A 19,388-nucleotide genomic window follows, 5' to 3' on the forward strand; every position below is an offset into this window, starting at 1 on the left:
GCGGAACTCGGGGCGCCCTTGGCATTCGAAAGGAGAAGGTCCGTGACGTCATCAACTGGAAGGGCCTCCACCCGCCCCACTCTGCCGAGGGGTCCGCTCCTGGGTTTCCTCCTGGCATCGAGCGCCGTTCTGATCTGCCAAGGCGCCCAGGCACAGGCGACCGCCAGCGGCGGCCAGACGGTCGAGATAGCGCCAGGGCAGGCAACCTGCAGCGGCAAAGACTGCTTCCAGTCCTTTGATGCAGGTTCGCTGCTGCATAACAATGCGGGCACGCCCATTGACGTGACGACCCCGAACAGTTGGCCGACCGAAGGGCCATTTTACTTCGGAGCCATGGCCTGGAATGGAGGGACCATTCATCTCGACGGCGGCGGAACCTTCCACCTTGGCACGGATACCTGGGGGCTTTGGGCTGGCCATCCCTTTAAGGAGGTCACGCCCGGCACGATCACGGGGCACGACCTGACATTCGACATGGATGCCGGAGCCTTCGGAATCGGCGTCAACTACAACAGTACGATCACGCTCGACGGCACGACGACCATGACCGCCCGCGGCGGTGGCGGCTATGGCATTGAAGCTCGTCTGGGCACGGTCACCCTGAATGGTCCGATCAAAGCAAGCGGGGTGTGGCTCGACTTCGCCCATGCCGACGCCGGTGACATCTATTTCAACGGCGGCGGCACCGTTACCGCCACGGGTTCGACTTACAGGGTGTTCTCATCGGGCGGCGGCCTGATTTCGATGCGAGGCGTGACGGCCAGCGCCAACACGAATGTCTCTCACGACTCTGACGGGACTGACTTCCTGGCGAGTGTCTGGGACAACAGCCGCTTCTTCGTCATCGACAGCACCTTCGAGGGAACCAATACGGGCGGCCCCATCAACGGAATTCACGTCACCGGCAATGGAGGCTCCTCCTCCTTCATGCTCGACAACAGTCAGATCACGCTGAAATCGGCCGGTTCGGGCATACTGGTGGAGGGTGCTTCTGCCAACGTCACCTTGACCCATGGGTCGGCAATCACACCTGTCGCCAGCAGCAAGGGCGGCCTGCTCGCACGCATCGCAGCCGTGGACTTCGTACCGACGAATTCTTTCGATATAGGGAAACTGACCCTGAGAGCCCAGGACTCCGCCCTGTCCGGAGACGTGCAGGTGGACGCGCCGGGCAAGGCCGGCGCCAACGAATTCGATGGCCGCCTCGAAGGTACGACCCTCTGGCGCGGCAATCTGACGGTGGCGAAGGGATCGCTCGGCAGCGTGACCCTTGCGGACAGATCGCGCTGGATCGGCACGGCAAACAATGCCACTTCGATCCAGCTCAGCGATCCCGGTACCCTGTGGGCGATACCGGGCGGTAGCGCGGCCACCGTCACCGGCACCGTCACGAATGCCGGCAGGATCGCCTTCCGGCCTGGCACGCCGTCGACACTGACGGTCGGTACTTTCGTCAACAATGGCGGCACAGTCCAGGTCAATGTCGATGCGGCCGGCCACAGCGATTTCATCCATGCCACCGGCACTGCCACCGTCAATGGCGGCACGGTTTATGTCGTTCCCGTCGAGGGCACCTACGAGATCGGCCGGCACTACAAGATCCTGACCGCTAATGGCGGCATCACCGGACAGTTCGACAAGGTTACCGACAACGCCCCCTTCGTCGACTTCAGCCTGTCCAAGAATGTCAACAACATCTATGTGAATGTAGCGCGCAACGGTGCCTCCTTCGCTTCGCTCGCCGCCCTGGATACCAACCAGCGTGCGGTGGCTCAAAGTGTGGAGGCGCTGGCGCTCGGCAACAAGCTCTATGATGCCGTCGCCCTGTCGCCGGACGACACCAGCGCACGCCAGGCCTTTTCCACCCTGTCGGGCGATGTGCATGCCTCAGCCAGGAGCGCCCTGATCCAGGATAGCGGCCTCATTCGCGATGCCGTGCTCAACCGCCTCGCCAATGCCGATACGCCGGCCCTCGCCCCTGCCCCTCCCGTCGCCGGCCTGACATCCTATGCCGAGACCCCGTCCATGAAGGGACCCTCGCCCTTCGACGCGGCTGCCGCGCCAGCTCCACTTTCCGGCTTCTGGGCCCAGGGCTTCGGCTCCTGGGGCCATCTGGGCGGCGGTGGGCGCAATGCCCGCATCGACCATGATACCGGCGGCTTCCTCATCGGCTTCGATACTCTGGTCCAGGGCTCGTTCCTGCAGGACTGGCGCCTGGGCGCGCTCGCCGGCTACAGCCATTCCACCTTCGACGTCGATGCCCGCTCCGCCTCCGGCAAGGCCGACAATTATCATATTGGCCTCTATGCCGGACGCCGGTGGAACGCCCTCGCCCTGAGGCTCGGCGCCACCTACACCTGGCATGATATCGACAGCGACCGCACCGTGGCCGTGCCCGGCTATGTCAACCGCCTCACCACCTCCTACGATGCCGCCACCGCCCAACTCTTCGGCGAGCTCGGCTATCGCATCGATGCCGGAGCCTTCCGCCTCGAGCCCTTCGCCAATGCCGCCTATCTCAATCTGCACACCGACGGCTTTCGGGAAACCGGCGGCGATGCCGCCCTCGCCGGTGGCAGCAGCAGCACCGATCTCGGCTTCACCACCCTGGGCACCAAGGTGGCCACCAGCTTCGATCTGACCGAGGGCACCATCGCAACCCTGCAGGCGAGCCTGGGCTGGCGCCATGCCTATGGCGACGTCAAGCCTACAGCCGTCCTCGCATTGGCCAACGGCACGGTCTTCACTTCCGCCGGAATCCCGATCGCCCGCGATGCCCTGGTCGTCGATGCCGGCGTCAGCGTCGCCTTTTCCGAGGCGGTCAGCCTCGGCGTCTCCTACAACGGTCAATTCGGCAACAAGGCCGCCGACCAGAGCGTCCGGGGCAATTTCGTCTGGAGATTCTAGGCTCCGGCTTTGAAACGAACGGATGGCGGCGCTCAAGACATCGCAGAAAGACAAAATGCACCCCTCAGTGAGGGGCGCATTTCCTGCCGACATGGAAATGCCGGACGGCAAGGCCCTCATCCGTGAGGGTTATTTTCAGATATCCCTGAAACGGGAACGATAGATCGCGATCAATGCGGGCTCGAAGCGGATGCACCGGACTTGGTGCCTTCACGAATTGGCGATTTGAGCCGCTACGCCCCCGCAATTGCCCTTTGTCGAGGCCAGCCCGGCAGTGTCGCGCAATGCCGGACTCCCATATTATTTGACTATGAATAGGGTAGGCTCGATACAACCGAGTTTGCGAAGCGCTTTGGTCATGCCATTTGATTTCGACGAGATCGCTGCCTCAAGGGAAGCATCCGCATGGTGGATCATTGTTGAGCATGCTTCGCATGGCTATGCCCAGATACGTTTCAAGCTTCTTGCCGAGGCGATCAACGCTTTTGGACCCGGTCGGTTTGCGTCGAGCAGACGGAGGACACGATGAACGATGACCTGATCGAACGGCTTGAGCTAGGCGTGCCCTCCTGCGGAATGCATGACGACAACGAGACGGAACTGTTCGACATCGATGACGCCAACAATACAATGATCGAAGCCGCCCATGCACTGCGTGCCCAGGAAGCGGAGATAGCACGGTGCCATGCTCGGCTCGAAATCGACTACGAATACAATGTCGACGTCACAAAGCATGAGTTTGCGCGTGTCGCTGCACCAATGGAAAATCGATTATTGAGGGAAGACGGCATCGCCCGCCGGGACGCGACTGTCGACAAGTTGAAACTACATTTAAACAACGCATTGGAGATCTCCGATCGCTATCGGTACGCACTGTGGGCCATCATTGAATGCGTCCAGTACAGCGCTGACTCGAACCCCGTCTGGGCGCAGATCGCCAACAAGGTCCTCGCCGAAACAAGTGACCTGCCCCCGCGGGATGGCCCAGGGTGATTGCCCGTGGGCGGTAGGCCAGAGCCAACATCCTGACGAATGATTTGCGACTGCCCCCCAAGCTGTCCAATGCATCCCTGGAGAGGCACAATGGGCCGTTGCCAGTCAGGATCGATCCGAACCTGATTTGAACCTATCGATCCAACAGGATAGAGCGCGTCGTAGAGTAGCGTAGATTTAACGTGGTCGGCGTGCTGCAATTTGGTTGCGGAGGAATGCTCGCGTCGCATGCTTGCATCGCCACGATACAGGGCGACTGGCTGCTCTGGATCTGCTTGAGCTTTGAGTGAATCGCCCCACCGCACTCATGGCTCAGAGCTGAAAGCTGGGCTTCGCCCGGTCAACCTTGCTCAAGGAAGACACTTGCCAGGCGATCCGTGATCTCTTCCAGAGCATCGGCAAGTGCACCGCCGTCACGAGCCGCCACACGGACCAGGAGCCCGCACCCACGACGTAGCCCACCGGCCGACGCATAGATCAAGGGCGAACCGGCGAAACGAGCCATGAGCGCGCCCTTGAATTGCAGAACCTCGGCTTCGTCCACGGACCGGACGAGGTATATCGATCCGAAGGCACGAAAAGCTCCGCCCATACCAGGAATGCCGGCGATAATCTGCGCTCCCTCAACCACGGTCCGGTCGAGCGCCAGCAAGGCGCCATTTTCATCCAGCACCTGTGTAGAGCCTCGGAATTGGCGGAATGCCCGGTCACCCCCGCGGGCATCATGCAGGCAAAAGCCCTCACGATAGAGGATCGTCGCATCGGCTGACGCACGCAACATCACCCGTTGCTCCAGCTCGGCATCGGGAAAAAAGATCAGCGGACGGGACAGGTAGCGCAATTGACCATCGCGGCTCACGGCAATGCTTAGGACCTGCTTGGCCAATGTCGGCGGTTTCATCCCATGTACGACGGTCGCGGCCGGGCATTCGATGACGACACGGGCCTGTGGGCCAGCTGTTATCGTCTGGGCTAGGCGCTCCCCGGCATAGAGACCGCCGGAGGATGACTGCAGGATGAGGCGAGCCGCCGTCTTCGTCGTCGCGGCGCGTAGCGGGGCTGTGACGCAATATGGATAGGACACAGCCCGGGATGCGAGGACCGTGCGCCCGTCGATCGCCCGGACGAAGGCAAGATTGAGTTGAACCGGTCGAGGTTCGGAGATGTTCAAGGCTCGCGGCTCAGCACAGCGTTGCTGATTGCATCGGCAACAGCATCTATGCCTTCCCCGGTGCGGCAGTTGGTGCACAGGACCGGGCGATTACCACGCACAGTGCTCGCCTGTGCGATCATGCGCGGCAGATCGACTCCGACATAGGGGTGGAGATCGACCTTGTTGACGATCAGAAGGTCGGATTGCACCACCCCCGGACCGCGTTTGCGCGGGATGTCGTCGCCCCCGGCGACGTCGATGACAAACAGCCAATAATCGACAAGATCGAGTGAAAATGTGGAAGCGAGGTTGTCGCCGCCACTTTCGATCAAAATGAGATCGAGACCGGGAAAGGCATGATCGAGACTATCGGCTGCTTCCATGTTCAGCGTCGGATCCTCGCGGATCACGGTATGCGGACAAGCCCCGGCCTCCACGGCCAGGATCCGTTCCCGCGCCAAAATACCCGTGCGACGCAAGCGCTCGGCATCCTCTTGGGTGACGAGATCGTTCGTGATCACGGCCACCTCGAGCCTACGCCGGAGCAATGTAGGAACTAGGCGCTCCAGCAGCGCCGTCTTGCCCGAGCCGACCGGCCCGCCGATGCCGACTCTCGCGGCGCCCCTGATCCTCATCGCAGCATATATCTCCGGTTGAGCGGCACGATCGAGGTTGGCTCGCAGGTCAGGAGTTTCCCGTCCGCCCGGACCTCGAATGTATTCGGATCCACCTCGATGCGAGGCAAAGCGTCATTGCGCACAAGGTTGCGCTTTGTGAGGGCCCGCACCGAGCAGATCGGCACGAATGCCTTGGCGACCTTCAGCTTGCGATGGACATCCGCTTCCAAAGCGAGGCGGGACACGAAGGTCACCCCGAGATGCTGAGGTGACACGCCGGTGCTCCCCCACATGGGGCGCTGTATGATCGGTTCGCTGTCGATCTGGCTTGCATTACCGTCTCCCATCGCGGCCCAGGCCACGAAGCCGCTCTTCATCACCATGCGCGGCTTGATGCCGAAGGAAGCGCGAGACCAGAAGACGAGATCGGCCATCTTGCCCGGTTCGATCGAACCGACATGGGGATCTATGCCTGCGGCGATCGCCGGGTTGATGGTCAACTTGGCGATGTAGCGCTTGATCCGCTCATTGTCGGCGCGGGCCGTGGTTTCTTCCGGCAAGCGTCCGGCCCGCCGTTTCATCACGCAAGCGAGCTGCCAGCATTTTGCGACATTCTCTGCAAGCCTTCCCATTCCCTGGCTGTCGGTTGCGAAGATCGAGATCGCACCCATGTCGTGCAGGAAATCTTCAGCCGCCATGCTTTGCGGCCGGATACGGGATTCGGCGAAGGCAAGATCCTCGGCCAGCCGCCAGTTCATCGCATGGGCCAGCATGGTCATGGGAACGCCCTCGTTGAGGGCATAGGCGGTGAAAGGATTGGTGGGGTTGGTGGAGGAGGGCAACACGTTGGGCTGGCCGTTGACCACGAGCAGATCGGGAGCATGGCCACCACCTGCGCCCTCGGTATGGAACATGTGCACCGTGCGGCCGGCGATTGCCCGCAGGGTATCCTCGCAAAAGCCGAATTCGTTGATGGTGTCGGTATGGACGTTGACCGAGAAATCGTTTCGTTCGGCCGCGACCAGCGATCCGTCGATCACGGCGCCCGAGGCACCCAGATCTTCATGGATCTTCACGCCCAGAGCGCCGCCCGCTACCGATTCCTCCACCGCGCCTGGGTCAGAAGCCCCGCGTCCCAGAAAACCGAAATTCAGACAGGAATGGTCGACCGCCTGGATAAGCTGCCCTACAACATTGGGGCCCGCGCAGCTGGTGTCGAAATGCGGTCCCGGCGACATGCCGATCATGGTCGTCGTTCCGCCGGCCAGCGCATGCTCGCATTGCTGCGGCGACAGGAAATGCGCATGGGCCTCGATGGCGCCGGCGGTCACGATCACATGCTCGCCATGATACATCGTCGTGTTAGGACCTGTTCGCAAGGCAGGATCGACGCCCGCCATGATGTCCGGATTGCCCGCCTTGCCGACACCGGCGATACGACCGTCGCGAATACCGATATCCGCCTTCACGATGCCGAGGACGGCATCGATGATGGTTGCGTTGTGGATGACGGAATCGAGCGCACCGGAGGCCGCGGTGCCGGTGGTCTGCAGGCCCTCGCCGTCGCGCATCGCCTTGCCGGCGCCGGTGGTGAGTTCCTCACCATAGACGGTGTAGTCATGCTCGATCTCGGCCAGCAATGTGGTGTCGCCGAGACGAACCATATCGCCCGTGGTGGGGCCATAGGCATCTGCATAGTCACGCCGTGAAATTCTTGCCATGGTGGTCCCGCCTGGTGGGTTGAAGCTCGAAGCATCTTGCGCTTTGCCGAACCTGCGAGAAGCGCAAAGACGCGTCGGAATGATGAGCCAGAGCCAAACCGCGTTTCCGCTTGAACGTGGTTTGCTCTAGAGGCCGCGATAGCCGAAACGGCTTGCCGCTGCGAAAGCACGCCGCCGCACGTCCGGATCGTCCAGCGGGCCATTGGTCAATCCGGCTTGGCCACGCACAATGCGGGCACCTGCCATGGGGACGAGCGTGACGGTCTTGCGCAGGCCCGGTTCGAACCGCTCCCCACCTCCCGATCGGACATCGAGCCGGTAACCGAAAGCCGCGGCGCGGTCGAAGTCCAATGCCCTGTTGGTTTCGAAAAAATGGCTGTGGCTTCGGACCTGGATATCGCGGTCGCCAGTGTTGAGGACCTCGATCGTGATGGCGGCCCGACCTGCATTGAGTTCGATATCGCCGTCCGGCACGATGAGTTCGCCGGGCTCGAGCGGATCGGCAACCGGCTTCTGTCCTTGCTCGATCGGCCGAAAAACGATCACCATCTTGGTGCCTTCTGAAAAACTCGCTTCGACCGCCACGAATTCCACCATGGAGGCGACACCCGGTTCGACGTCGTCGGTGGTAAGGAGCCGGGACGCCGTGTCGACGATGATCTCGTAAGTCAGGCCTCGCCGGGCTGAAAACAGCATCTCGTCCGCGATCAGGGCCACGGCTTCCGGATGCGACAAAGCTATGCCGGCTGTGCGCAGCTTGCGGGCATGTTCGGCCGCCATGAAAATGGTCAGGCGCTCGATCTCGGTCGGGGACAGATTCATGGCGCTGCCTTGTCAGTTGGAAAAGAGCCGCTGGGTCTGGATGGCATGCCTCATCATGGCGATGTCGGCGGTTGGTACAAAGCTCGAGGCGCCGTCAAGATCCGCGTCGTCCCGCTTGATGGCGCCGGACAGATAGGGGTGGGCCGCAAGCAGGGCCCGCTGAGCATCGAGATGGCCAATCAATCCGAGCCGGATGGCCGCGGTGGAAAGGGCCGACGCGGTCGAGTAGGCGCTAACCGTCAACGCCGTCATGCGGTCCAGTCCGAGGCCGGCCAGCACGCAACCTTGAACCACCGCCAGATGACCTGCAGCCCGGCCTGTCGTGACAGCCTGTCCGAGGGCAGCCGCACCGGAAATGCCCAACCGGTGGTGGGTACTCAGAAGGGCGCGGCCTGCGCGCTTCGAACCGAGGCGGCCGGCATCCACCGTGGTCGCCGCATCGACGAAGTCGTCGAGCTCGCATAATTGCCCGATGTCCCGGGCCGCCTCATGGGCTCGGATGACGACGATACGATCGAACGAGGCCCATCGGTACGCCAATTGAGCCAGCAGAAAGGCGGGAAAGTCAGCCCGGGCGACCGCTCCGTCGGCGATCAAGGATTCGAGTCCCCAGGAAAAGGCAAAAGCGCCCGCCGGGAATTGCCCGTCCCCGAACTGGAGAGCCGTCAGAAGTCTCTCGATTTCACTCAAGGATAGTCACCTTGCCTCGCTCCAAAAAATCCCGCAGCCGCGCTTGGTAGGACTCGATCGGGCCATCGAGTGCCACCAAGAGGACGCCGCCTTCGAACCGAACGCGCCAATGCAGATTGCCGGCGAGATAACCCAGTTCCAGCTCGGCTCCGGCGGCGGGACGCAGTCTCAGCCATCGCTGCTCGCCGACATGCACCACGATTGCCCGCCTGTTCTCCAGGTAGATCACGGCGCCATCGAACAGCACGCTATCCCGAGGAAGTTGAATGAAGCACTGCGTCCCTGTCTGTGTCACCGCGTGGAAGCGGCGGCGCGGCAGGTCGACAGGGGCGAGCATCAAGGTTTCCAGACCTCCGTCATGACCGATGTCATGTAGCTGGGCTGCCATGGCAGCCTCGGCGCGATTGCCCAAGATGGCGCCAATGACGACGCGACCGATCCTGTCCTGGTTCAATGCCGGTCTCCTCTGCCGGGAATGGACGTCATTGAAATTGGAGGCCGCCTCAGAGCAAGCCAGGACCACCGGTGACGCCACTTGCACCACCGCAGGCCTTTGCCGAGATTTCGTCTGCGATGACGAGCGTGACCTTTCCCTCCAGGAGGGGATCGGCCGTGGCGAAGAAGCGGGCAACGACCGCGGAACCGTTGTGGGTGTCCATCGCGGCCCGGTCAACGAAACGTTCATAGGTCGTGAACAGGGCGGGATCGCTGCTATCTTGTGAGACGAAAAAGCTGACGGTTCGCGGCTCGTGCGCCTCGACATGGGCAGCAACCTCCAGAAGCGCCTGCCGCATCGCCGCCTCCGAGCCCCTGCGGACCCGAATGATCGCCGTGATCGTTACCATGGCGACACCTCACATCGTCTTCCAGTCGCCAAGCGATTCGAAGGCACTCGCTGCCTGGTAGATGGTGCTCTCGCCATAGTCTCCGGCCACCAACATCAGGCCGATCGGCAGCCCTTCGCTCAAGCCGCACGGGATCGACATTGCCGGGTGCCCGGTTACGTCAAACTGGGAGGTCGTCCCGATCATTTCGAAGGCACGCGCGACGATCTCGGCCAGCGGAGCATCGGAGCCAGGAAGAGGGGTGGCCTTCATCGGCAGCGTGGGCATCAGCAGCAAGTCGTAGGAGGCGAAGGCGCTGTCATAAGCCGCTTTCATGCGGCGGGCGATATTCTGGGCCTTGCCGTAGTAACGCCCACGATAATGCGTGAGGAAATACTGGCCGACGATCATGGACAGTTTGAGAGTTGGGGACAGATCGTCTGCACGTTCGCGCCAGGCCGAATGGGCGTCGATCAGACTGACATCGTACAGGCCCTTCCAGTTGAAGCCCATGCCATTGCCCAACATCATCTGGGCGGTCAGGCCTTCCAGGCCGATCGGTTGCCATACCGCCGCCGTGAGAGGATGCTCGGGAATGGAGATTTCCTCCACCGTAGCGCCAAGTTCGCGGAACCGCTCGGCCCCCGCCTTGACCTTGTCGACGACATCGGCCTGCATGCCGGCGGTTGAGAAGCCCTCCTTCAGGACCCCGATCTTCAGGCCCTTTACGCCCCTGTCGAGAGCCCTGGTATAGGGCGCTTTTTTGGGCGCGTATTGGCGTGGATCGAGCCCGTCCGCCCCGGCGAGAACTTCGAGCAGCAAGGCGTTGTCCTTGACGTTCGCCGTCATTGGGCCGGTGTGATCGATTGTGGTCTCGATCGGCATGACACCGGTGTAGGGCACCAGCCCGTGTGTCGGTTTCATGCCATAGATGCCGCAATAGGATGCGGGGATACGGATCGATCCACCCTGATCCCCACCGATCGCCATGTCGACTTCGCCGGCTGCAACCAGCGCGGCACTGCCCGACGATGAGCCGCCGGCCGAATAGCCGGGCTTATGGGGGTTGTGGACGGGAGCTGGATCCGAGGTGTGACTGCCTCCGGACAGGCAGAAATGCTCACAGGTGGCCTTGCCGAGAATGGTAGCGCCGGCATCGAGCATGCGGGTCACGATGGTAGCATCGACGCTCGGCACGAAGCCTTCGAGCGTGGACGCGCCATTCATCATTGGTACGCCAGCCAGGCTGACATTGTCCTTCAGCACGACCGTTTTACCGGCCAGCTTGCCTCGTGCGGCCCCCTTGACCACGCTCTTGTAGTACCAGGCGCCATAGGTGTTTTCGTCCGGACCGGGGCGATAACCGGGGGTACGCGGATATTTCACAGCCGGCACGTTGTCGGGCATGGCGTCGATGATATCGTACGCGTCGAAATTGGGCTGCATCAACGTCAGATAGCCGGCCGCCTGTTCTGCCGACAGGGCCATGCCGAGCTCTGCAGCAACCTCGACAATCTGCAGGGCGGTCGGTCGGGTAATAGCCATCGTCTTTCCTTTCTCGCAAGCAAGGGAAATCAAGAAGTTTGGAGTGTATTGGGGGAGAGGCCGCCGACGGTGGCCTCGCAAGACCGCGGTCGCTAGCTCATGGTCATACCGACGTAACTGGCGACGGCCTCGCTGTCCTTGAGATCATTGGGATTGATCTCTCCAGTAATCCGCCCTTTCTGGATGGTGAGGACGCGCTGCGAAAGCGAAGTGATGAAGTCGAGATTCTGCTCGACCAGGATCATGGCGATGCTGTGCTTGTGCTTGAGACGGAGCAGCGTCTCGATGATCTCCTCGATGATCGAGGGCTGAATGCCTTCGGTCGGTTCATCGAGCAAAACAAGGCGCGGGCGTGTGCACAGGCAGCGGGCAAGGGCGAGCAATTGCTGCTCGCCCCCGGACAGTGCGCCACCGCGCCGGTCGAGCAGGCGTACCAGCCTTGGAAATTCACTCAGAACGTCGTCGATGACGGCTGGATCTTCCCGCTTGGCGCTGGCCAGGCCCATCCGCAGGTTTTCCATGACCGTGAGGCTGGGAAAGATCTCGCGCCCCTGCGGTACCAGGCCGATTCCGAGCCGTGAGCGGGCATGGGCCGCCAGTCGCGTCACATCGCGATTGTCGAAGGTGACGGAGCCGGCGGTGGTCGGCAGAGAGCCCATGAGAGCGCGCATCAACGTCGTCTTGCCCATGCCGTTGTGACCGAGGATGCCGAGATATTCGCCGGGCTCGAGCGCGAAGCTGACGCCTGTCAGGATGGGAATGCGGCCATAGGCGGCGTGCAGGTTCTTGACGACGAGCATCAGGCGGCCACCTTCTTGCCGAGATAGACGTCGCGTACACGCGGGTCTCGCATGACGACATCGATTGTGTCCTCCATCAGGATTTGGCCTTGATGAAAGACCGTGACGGTCTTGGCGATCATCTTGATGAACTGCATGTCATGCTCCACCACGATGAGCGCACGCGTGAGGTTGATTTCGCGGATGATCTCGGCTGTGCGGACAGTTTCCTCGTCCGTCATGCCGGCTGCCGGCTCATCGAGCAGGATCAGCTCGGGTTCGCCCGCCAGCACCGTGCCGATTTCAACCCATTGCCGCTGGCCATGCGAGAGCTGACCCACGATGTCATCAGCGCGCCTGGCAAGATGAATCTTGTCCAACACTTCCTCCACCAGTGCCTTGGTACGCATTGGCGGGTTGCGCCGACGTGCCGCCAGCCAGATGTTCTCCCGCACGGACAGCCCGTTGAACACGTTCGGGACCTGTGTCTTGATGCCGACACCGAGGCGCGCGATTTCATGCGAGGGCGCGCCGGCGATGGGACTGCCGCGAAACGCTATACGACCGGACGTGGGCGTCAGCTGGCCGGTCAGCATCTTGAAGAATGTGCTCTTGCCGGCACCGTTGGGTCCGATCAGGCAGCGCAGCTCCACCTCCCCGAGGGTGAAGTCGACCGTGTTGACGGCCACCACACCGCCGAAGCGCATGGTCAGGCCTTGCGTGCGCAGCAGCGGAACGAGATCTGCCATCACTCGGCCTCCACGGGTTGATCGGCGTCACCGATAGACGGCGCACGGCGTGGCAAGGCTCGGAGCGCCTGCAGCAGGAGATCACGCACCGCCGGGATCAGTCCCTTGGGAAGCAGCAGCACGAAGGCGATCAGGATCACGCCGAGAATGAGGTTGGAGTTGAATGTCTGCTGCGATCCGATCTGTGCCACGAGATACTGAATCAGGAAGCAGCCGACCACCGGCCCGATCAGTGTGCCAAGGCCACCGACCGTCACCCAGATGATGATCTCGGCTGAAAGAGACAGGGCGAAGATCGTCGGGCTGACGAACGCGCCCCAGTTGACGTAAAGAGCACCGGCGAGACCGGCAATGGCACTGCCGACGACAAAGACGGCAAGCTTGATCAGGCGCGGATCGTAGCCCAGCAGCGAGGCGCGAACCTCGTTTTCCCGGACAGCGACGGCGACACGCCCGAATGGGCTCCACAGCAGCAGACGCAGGAACATATAGACCAGGATGAGCCCCCCACCCGTGGCATACCAGCCCTGGACGGGATCGAGCACTGTCTCAGGATCGAATGGCATGTTGAAGGTCGGTACCGACGGCATGCCGTTGAAGCCGCCCAGTGGAGCCGTGCCGATGCGGTATTCGTCACCGGCCGTCGAATTGACGACGTTGAACAGGATCAGCGTGACGGTCAGCGTAATGACGCCAAGATAGACGTCGCTGATGCGCCCATAGAAAACGAAATAGCCCAGGACCGTGGCAAAGATTGCCGGCACGATCATGGCCAGCAGGATGGCACCGGTGGAGTCGCCATAGTTGATTGCAGCAACCGCATAAGCATAACCGCCGAGGCCGAAGAAGGCGGTCTGCCCGAAGGACAGAATACCGCCGAAGCCCCAGATGAAGCCGAGGCTGAGTGCCAGGACACCCATCGCCGCAAACAGCGTCAGCTGCATGAGATCGAAGACCTCGAATATTTGCGGCGCCATCGCCGTTGCTGCAATCGCGGCGGCCAGAGCGATGAATTGGAGGAATAGCTTGGCTTTTGCCGACATCACAGCCTTCCCTTGAAGAAGCGGCCGGAGATGCCCTGGGGCAGCAGGCGGATGAGGATGATGGCCGATATGAACAGGATGACCTCACCGAAGACCGGCGTGGTCAGGTAGGAACCCATCTGGTTGATCAGGCCGAAGAGCCCCGAGGCCGAGGCAGTCCCCGCCAGAATGGCACTCCCCCCGCCGACCACCGTGATGAAGGCCTTGGCAACATAGGCGGCGCCCATGGTCGGCACCACGCCGGAGACCGGAGCCAATACGCCGCCTGCCAGGCCCGTAATGGCTGCGCCGATGCCGAAGGTCGTCATGTAGATCCGGCTCGGATTGACACCGAGCGCCGCAGCCATGCCGGGATTCTGCATCGTGGCACGGGAAACCAGGCCAAAACGCGTGTAACGCAGCATGCCGAAGATCAGCGCCAGCATGATCAGCGCCACAGCAACCAGGAACAACGTATAGTAGCTCGACTTGTACTCCCCGATCGAAAAGCCGCCGAGGGGAGTTGGAACCCCCTTGATGGTATTGCCGTAGATCGTGGTGACCAGGCCGACAATGAACAGGCTCAATCCCCAGGTCGCCAGCATCGTGTCCACCAGGCGACCATATAGGAAGCGGATCAGACAACGTTCGACGATGATGCCGACCAGGCCGACGAAAACCGGCGCGACGATCAGCATGGCAATCCAGATGTTCACACCGGCATTGGCGGAGATGACGGTGGCATAGGCACCGAGCATCACGAACTCGCCATGAGCGAGGTTGATGATCTTCATCATCCCGAAGATGATCGCCAGCCCGAGGCAGAGCAGGACGAGGGATGCCGCGCCGTTCAGCACGTCAAGCGCGAGAATGATTGCAAGTTCCATGAATGGGGCAGGCTCCGCCAAGTTCGCCAAACGAAAGGCGGTGCCGCATCAGGTCGCGGCACCGAAGCGATGGTGCCGTCTTCAGATCTTGATAATGTATTGCTGGTTGTCGGTCGGGGTTTTGATCAGATCGCAGACGCCGGCCGTATCCAGCGGCTTTTGCTGCTCATAGGTTTCGAGTACCGACCATTTCTTGGCCTTCACGTCGGCCAGATAGGCGTTGCGCACCGCATGATGGGTGGCGTGGTCGAGAACGACCTTGCCGCTCGGGCCGTCGAAGGACACGCCGCTTTCGAGCGCAGCGATCACCTTCATGCGATCGATCGAACCGGCGGCCTTGACCCCCGCAACCCACAAATAGAAGCCTTCATAGGTCGCCGCAGCGAGCTCGCTGATATAGGGAATATCAGCATATTTATCCTTGAGTTTCTTGACGTAGCTTGTGCTGGCTGATGTCGTGAGCTCCTCGAAATAGCCATATGCTCCCAGCACGCCCTCGCTTTCGGTCGCATCAAGCGTGGTTGGTTCGTTGACCAGCCCGAAAGTGGTGGAGGCGATCGGGATCTGCCCCTTCATACCGGACGACGTCCACTGCCGGTAAAAGGAGGTGTGGTTGCCGCCGACGAGCGCCGACAGCACGATGTCCGGCTTGGCGGCCTGGATCTTGCTGATGGTCGGACCGAAATTGGTGACGTCCAGCGGGAAGAAATCGATCGACAGGACTTCTCCGCCATTGTCCTTGACGTATTTCGTCATCCACTTTGCGGTGATCTGGCCGTAATTATAGTCGGCGGCGATGATGTAGGCCTTCTTGCCCCATTTCTTCATCGCATAGGGGACGAGTTTCTCCACCGTTTGCGCCGGAGTCGTGCCGGTGCAGAAGGTATTGCGATCGCAGACGCCACCCTCGTAAAGCGTGTTGTAGAAGTAGAGGATCTTGAAGCGATCGAAGGTCGGCCGGACCGCCTCGCGCGAGGCGGAAGTAATCCCGCCATGGACGACCGCAACCTTGTCCTTGAGCGCCAGAGCCTGGGCATATTGTGAATACATCTGGATATTCGACTGGGTGTCGTAATGCACCAGCTTCAGCGGCCGGCCGAGCAGTCCGCCGGAGGCGTTCACCTCCTCGATGGCGACGTTGAGGCTGTCGACCATCGGAACACCCGAAGCGGCGATGGGCCCCGACTGGTCGTGCAGGCTGCCGACCAGGATCGGCGCCTCCGCGCCGAAAGCACTTCTGGAAATCAGGGCCGGTGCTGCGATGGCGGCAACGGATGCGGAAAGGGTCGTCTTGAGAAAGCTGCGGCGCGACGTCGGCATAGATTGGTCCCCTCAAGGGCGTGTTCGGCCGCCCATGAGAGTTATATGAAATTACAATATATGAAATTGCAATAACTTTTTGCACCGCAATATGGAAGACTTCACCACGGGTCCCTGACACGAAACTCATGGCCGTCGACCTCGGCGAAATGGACGGGCTGGCTGCCCCCGGCAACGATCCGTGCCTTGAAGCCACGTGCTGTCCGCACCTGCATGGCGCGGCCCACCCTGCGGCGCAGATCTCCCGGACGCAGCCCCCCAGCCGACGCGACAAGGCAGGCGAGACAATGAATCCCTTCGTAGCAGGACTGGCCGAACCCGTTCATCGGCGGCGGCGTCTCACCGAAGCAACTGTGATAGCGCTCGAGGAACGCATCGTTGTTGCGAGAGCGCAGAGCCGAGAAATAGGCCGAGGTCACAAAAAGGTTCTCGGTGCAGTCGGCACCCAGGCCATAAAGGATGGTCTCGTCGATCGCCGAGGAGAAGCGCAGGATCTTCCTCGCCAGGCCGGCCTCTGAAAAGGCGCGGTTAAAGCCGATTGCCTCATAGCCGAGCAGGTAGGGCATGACCACATCCGGCTGCGCGCGACGTATCTTGTCGAGCAGCGGTTCATAGTCGTCAAAGCCGAAAGGCAAGATCGTTTCACCCACGACGATGCCGCCTGCCGACTGGATGATGTGCCGCGCCTCTTCGAAGGTGGCACGCGGCCAGACATAGTCGTTGCCGACCAGGTAATAGCGTCGCACCGCCTTCTTGTTTGCCAGCCATGCAATGCCCGGATGCAACAATTCCTTCGAAGTTTCACCGACCGTGACCACGCCGCGATCGCTTTCATGGCCTTCGAATTGCGGCGTGTAGATATAGGGTACGCGACCGGCGACAGCGTGGGAGATGGCCCTGCGCGCATAGCTGGGCACAAGGGCGACGACCGCATCGACTTCATCGATATCGACGATGTCTGCCGCCGCCAGCGCGGCCGAGCGCCCGGTCGTGCCGGCATCGGCGAGAACCAGTTCAAGTTCCTGACCGATCAGGCCTCCCGCGACGTTGATTTCGGCAACCGCGAGAATTGCGCTCGCTTCGGCGGACGCGGACCAAATGCCGGCGGGACCCTGCCGCGGCGTGAGCAAGCCAATCTTGATCATCTCGGTCGACGTTCGGACATTACAGCCGTCTGAGGTCCATCCAAGTCACCGGATCCGCATGCACAAACCATGCCACCGGTAGCGGACCGTGTTTTTGTCCCCAAGCTGCCGAGAGCCGCGATGTGCAAAAGCAGGATGCTGTCGAACGCGCTGGTCCAACGCCGTATTCTTGGGCAATTGGCGGATTTCTCATCGCAGAAACAACTGCGAAGGCTATGCGCGGTATGACCGAACCATCATGACGACAATTTTGGTTTGGACGCTTGAACGGCACGGGCCGAGTAGGGTAATTATCTGAAATTGCGAATATTGAAGATGAGAAGTTCGGCTTGGCACGCTCCGACAAGATGGAAGATCAACTAGCCTATCTCATTGCGAGCGTGAACCGCCAGCTTGAGGAGGATCTAGAGGACAGGCTGAGGCCCGAGGGCATTCCGATCGAGCAGTTCCGCATCCTGACTGCCTTGGCGGCGCGGAGCGGCCTGTCGATGGGCCATCTCGCCGAGCTGGTGCTGGTCGATGCGACCACCCTGACAAAGATCATCGATCGCATGGTGGCTGACGCGCTGGTATATCGGGGGCCGGATCCGAACGACCGCCGCAAGGTTCTCATCTATCTCGCAAGCAAGGGCACGGCTCTGCACATCAAGCTCGACGAGATCGTCGGTGACCAACAGCGTCATATCATCGATCGCCTGCGGGGTGACAAAGCGGAAACTCTCAAAGGGTTACTGCGCGATCTGATGATGGACTAGGTTTTGTGAACAAGCTCTGACGGCATGACGGGGTGGTGGTCCAAGACTGCCTTTTGGAGGCATTTTATCGCCAACGCAAAAGTTGAGATGTCGGTTCGTCATCCAATTTTGTGCCCGCCGGACGCAGTGCGGCCAAACTCCTCCGAATCCCGGCTATAAAATGCAAGACCGTCCTGCCGATCAGACCAGGACAGCAGTTGATCTATGCCAGAACTGGTTGTGGTGGCAGGATTTGATCATTATTGGCGGTCATCACAGACACGTCACGGCATGCTACAAATTATGCGCGTCGACGGTTCCGGCGGGTTATTTCGTACTGCAGCCCAATTGGTACAGTCTGTCGAAACCAGTGATCGCGCATCTCCAAACGAACAAGTGAAGAGATGGGTTCTCTTGCTTGCATGCCCACGATACGCAAGGTGACGACCAAATGGCTATAGGCCCCACACGATGGCCTTCTCATGGCGTTCTATCAGCAGCGCCAGATCCTTGAAGCGCTTGGTGACATGAGCGACGAAAGCATCCACGGCCGGAGCTCGCGTCGCGTTGCTCTGCTGCAATATGCCCAAGGCGCGCTCGGGGTGGGGAATTCTGACCGGCAGCGCCGTGATCGATTTCTCGTTGCGATAGGCGAAGACCACGCTGTGGGGCAGCACGGTGAGCGCATCGCTTGATTTCAGGTAGTTGATGGCGCTGGACAGCGAGCCGCCGGAATAGCGGATCTTGATTTCCGTGGCCCCCAGTGACAGCGCCAGGCTATTGAGGTCGGCATAGAGGGGACTGCCCTCCGGCGGACCGACCCAGGGATAGTCGAGCAGGCTTGCCGGATCGAGACGGCGCTTCATCAGCAAGGGGTGAGTCGTGCGGCAGGCGACGACATTGCGTCCGGGCAACACCACGTCGAAACGCAGGCCCGATCCTTCCTTCAGCACGTCGATGGGGCAGATCGCAATATCGATGCGGTCCGCGTCCAGCGCCGCCCGCAATTGCCCCAGATAGCCATAGCTCTGCTCGACACGGACATCGGGACGCCTGTCCTGGAATTCGGCGATCATGCCCGAGATCAGTGCGTCGGAGAAGAAGGGAGAACCGCCCACCCTGACGACCCCAAACGCGCCTTTCTGAAATCCGGCGACGAGGGCCGATGCCTTGCGCGAAGCCGCAAGCATGGTCTGGCCGTGGCTCGCCAGCGCCTGTCCCAAGGCCGTCGGTTGCAGGGGCCGCCGCCCTTTGACGAAAAGAGGCTCGCCGATACGCTGCTCCATCATCGCAATCGTTCGTGACACGGCCGGCTGCGTCATGCCGAGCAGGATCGCAGCCTCCGTCACGCCGCCGGCCTGGACCACGGCGGCAAGTTGGACCAGGTGGCGCTCGTCAAGCTTCATAGCAATTTGCTATATTGTTTAATTGAGAAATGATCAATATGCAGGCTGGTGCCGGGTATGTTGCTCCTCGGGAG

General features: G+C 61.2%; 18 protein-coding genes. 3 read left to right on the forward strand and 15 right to left on the reverse strand.

Going from position 1 to position 19,388, the window contains the following annotated elements:
* The first annotated feature begins 42 nt into the window (after window positions 1-42).
* Both ABXS05_RS17210 and ABXS05_RS17215 read left to right on the forward strand, forming a co-directional pair.
* Window positions 43-2,907, forward strand: a complete 2,865-nt coding sequence (locus ABXS05_RS17210; RefSeq protein WP_367624779.1) for an autotransporter family protein — start codon at window positions 43-45, stop codon at window positions 2,905-2,907.
* A 525-nt stretch (window positions 2,908-3,432) separates the two neighbouring features.
* Window positions 3,433-3,900: a hypothetical protein gene (locus tag ABXS05_RS17215; RefSeq protein WP_367624780.1), complete on the forward strand. Its 468-nt coding sequence runs from the start codon at window positions 3,433-3,435 to the stop codon at window positions 3,898-3,900.
* Window positions 3,901-4,240: 340 nt separating this feature from the next.
* On the opposite strand, the gene ABXS05_RS17220 is transcribed toward ABXS05_RS17215, so the two are convergent.
* The 14 genes from ABXS05_RS17220 to ABXS05_RS17285 all read right to left on the reverse strand — a co-directional run bounded on the left by ABXS05_RS17220 (window position 4,241) and on the right by ABXS05_RS17285 (window position 17,174).
* Window positions 4,241-5,071 (reverse strand): urease accessory protein UreD, encoded by an 831-nt coding sequence (locus ABXS05_RS17220; protein ID WP_367624781.1) that lies wholly within the window; start codon window positions 5,069-5,071, stop codon window positions 4,241-4,243.
* The gene (gene ureG, locus ABXS05_RS17225) at window positions 5,068-5,688 is read right to left on the reverse strand and encodes an urease accessory protein UreG (RefSeq protein ID WP_367624782.1); all 621 of its coding nucleotides are present in this window, start codon (window positions 5,686-5,688) and stop codon (window positions 5,068-5,070) included. The genes ABXS05_RS17220 and ureG overlap by 4 nt, the downstream gene beginning before the upstream one ends.
* On the reverse strand, window positions 5,685-7,391 hold the full coding sequence (gene ureC, locus ABXS05_RS17230; protein WP_367624783.1) for an urease subunit alpha: 1,707 nt from the start codon (window positions 7,389-7,391) through the stop codon (window positions 5,685-5,687). Before ureC ends, ureG begins: the two co-directional genes overlap by 4 nt.
* Before the next feature lie 126 nt (window positions 7,392-7,517).
* The gene (ureB, locus tag ABXS05_RS17235) at window positions 7,518-8,213 is read right to left on the reverse strand and encodes an urease subunit beta (RefSeq protein ID WP_367624784.1); all 696 of its coding nucleotides are present in this window, start codon (window positions 8,211-8,213) and stop codon (window positions 7,518-7,520) included.
* 12 nt (window positions 8,214-8,225) lie between these two features.
* A complete protein-coding gene (locus tag ABXS05_RS17240; protein WP_367624785.1) occupies window positions 8,226-8,903 on the reverse strand; it encodes an urease accessory protein UreF in 678 nt (225 codons plus the stop codon).
* On the reverse strand, window positions 8,896-9,357 hold the full coding sequence (locus tag ABXS05_RS17245; protein ID WP_367624786.1) for an urease accessory protein UreE: 462 nt from the start codon (window positions 9,355-9,357) through the stop codon (window positions 8,896-8,898). The genes ABXS05_RS17240 and ABXS05_RS17245 overlap by 8 nt, the downstream gene beginning before the upstream one ends.
* A 49-nt stretch (window positions 9,358-9,406) precedes the next feature.
* Window positions 9,407-9,748, reverse strand: a complete 342-nt coding sequence (locus ABXS05_RS17250) for a putative quinol monooxygenase (RefSeq protein WP_311937118.1) — start codon at window positions 9,746-9,748, stop codon at window positions 9,407-9,409.
* Window positions 9,749-9,757: 9 nt separating this feature from the next.
* Window positions 9,758-11,272 carry an amidase gene (locus tag ABXS05_RS17255; protein WP_367624787.1) on the reverse strand — a complete coding sequence of 505 codons (1,515 nt, stop codon included), beginning with the start codon at window positions 11,270-11,272 and terminating at the stop codon, window positions 9,758-9,760.
* Between the two features lie 92 nt (window positions 11,273-11,364).
* The gene (locus tag ABXS05_RS17260) at window positions 11,365-12,072 is read right to left on the reverse strand and encodes an ABC transporter ATP-binding protein (protein ID WP_149249257.1); all 708 of its coding nucleotides are present in this window, start codon (window positions 12,070-12,072) and stop codon (window positions 11,365-11,367) included.
* A complete protein-coding gene (locus tag ABXS05_RS17265; RefSeq protein WP_311937127.1) occupies window positions 12,072-12,800 on the reverse strand; it encodes an ATP-binding cassette domain-containing protein in 729 nt (242 codons plus the stop codon). Before ABXS05_RS17265 ends, ABXS05_RS17260 begins: the two co-directional genes overlap by 1 nt.
* Window positions 12,800-13,843, reverse strand: a complete 1,044-nt coding sequence (locus ABXS05_RS17270; RefSeq protein WP_367624788.1) for an ABC transporter permease subunit — start codon at window positions 13,841-13,843, stop codon at window positions 12,800-12,802. Before ABXS05_RS17270 ends, ABXS05_RS17265 begins: the two co-directional genes overlap by 1 nt.
* Window positions 13,843-14,709 (reverse strand): branched-chain amino acid ABC transporter permease, encoded by an 867-nt coding sequence (locus tag ABXS05_RS17275; RefSeq protein WP_311937133.1) that lies wholly within the window; start codon window positions 14,707-14,709, stop codon window positions 13,843-13,845. Before ABXS05_RS17275 ends, ABXS05_RS17270 begins: the two co-directional genes overlap by 1 nt.
* Before the next feature lie 81 nt (window positions 14,710-14,790).
* Window positions 14,791-16,029, reverse strand: coding sequence for an urea ABC transporter substrate-binding protein (locus tag ABXS05_RS17280; protein ID WP_367624789.1), 1,239 nt, complete (start codon window positions 16,027-16,029; stop codon window positions 14,791-14,793).
* A 101-nt stretch (window positions 16,030-16,130) separates the two neighbouring features.
* Entirely contained in the window at window positions 16,131-17,174 is a 1,044-nt protein-coding gene (locus ABXS05_RS17285) for a substrate-binding domain-containing protein (RefSeq protein ID WP_311937139.1), read from the reverse strand.
* A gap of 329 nt (window positions 17,175-17,503) precedes the next feature.
* On the opposite strand from ABXS05_RS17285, the gene ABXS05_RS17290 reads away from it, so the two are divergent.
* Window positions 17,504-17,929: a MarR family winged helix-turn-helix transcriptional regulator gene (locus ABXS05_RS17290; RefSeq protein WP_311937140.1), complete on the forward strand. Its 426-nt coding sequence runs from the start codon at window positions 17,504-17,506 to the stop codon at window positions 17,927-17,929.
* Between the two features lie 434 nt (window positions 17,930-18,363).
* Here the strand turns inward: ABXS05_RS17290 and ABXS05_RS17295 are convergent, their stop codons facing one another.
* Window positions 18,364-19,314, reverse strand: a complete 951-nt coding sequence (locus ABXS05_RS17295) for a LysR family transcriptional regulator (protein WP_367624790.1) — start codon at window positions 19,312-19,314, stop codon at window positions 18,364-18,366.
* Between the last annotated feature and the right edge of the window lie 74 nt (window positions 19,315-19,388).

The organism is Labrys neptuniae, from assembly GCF_040797145.1.
In the GTDB taxonomy this organism is placed as follows: domain Bacteria; phylum Pseudomonadota; class Alphaproteobacteria; order Rhizobiales; family Labraceae; genus Labrys; species Labrys neptuniae.

Coding starts and splice junctions, on each gene's coding strand:
- ABXS05_RS17260 (WP_149249257.1), bottom strand. CDS start 12,072: ATGCTCGTCGTCAAGAACCTGCACGCCGCCTATGGCCGCATTCCCATC.
- ABXS05_RS17255 (WP_367624787.1), bottom strand. CDS start 11,272: ATGGCTATTACCCGACCGACCGCCCTGCAGATTGTCGAGGTTGCTGCA.
- ureC (WP_367624783.1), bottom strand. CDS start 7,391: ATGGCAAGAATTTCACGGCGTGACTATGCAGATGCCTATGGCCCCACC.
- ureG (WP_367624782.1), bottom strand. CDS start 5,688: ATGAGGATCAGGGGCGCCGCGAGAGTCGGCATCGGCGGGCCGGTCGGC.
- ABXS05_RS17265 (WP_311937127.1), bottom strand. CDS start 12,800: ATGGCAGATCTCGTTCCGCTGCTGCGCACGCAAGGCCTGACCATGCGC.
- ureB (WP_367624784.1), bottom strand. CDS start 8,213: ATGAATCTGTCCCCGACCGAGATCGAGCGCCTGACCATTTTCATGGCG.
- ABXS05_RS17275 (WP_311937133.1), bottom strand. CDS start 14,709: ATGGAACTTGCAATCATTCTCGCGCTTGACGTGCTGAACGGCGCGGCA.
- ABXS05_RS17250 (WP_311937118.1), bottom strand. CDS start 9,748: ATGGTAACGATCACGGCGATCATTCGGGTCCGCAGGGGCTCGGAGGCG.
- ABXS05_RS17215 (WP_367624780.1), top strand. CDS start 3,433: ATGAACGATGACCTGATCGAACGGCTTGAGCTAGGCGTGCCCTCCTGC.
- ABXS05_RS17295 (WP_367624790.1), bottom strand. CDS start 19,314: ATGAAGCTTGACGAGCGCCACCTGGTCCAACTTGCCGCCGTGGTCCAG.
- ABXS05_RS17285 (WP_311937139.1), bottom strand. CDS start 17,174: ATGATCAAGATTGGCTTGCTCACGCCGCGGCAGGGTCCCGCCGGCATT.
- ABXS05_RS17270 (WP_367624788.1), bottom strand. CDS start 13,843: ATGTCGGCAAAAGCCAAGCTATTCCTCCAATTCATCGCTCTGGCCGCC.
- ABXS05_RS17280 (WP_367624789.1), bottom strand. CDS start 16,029: ATGCCGACGTCGCGCCGCAGCTTTCTCAAGACGACCCTTTCCGCATCC.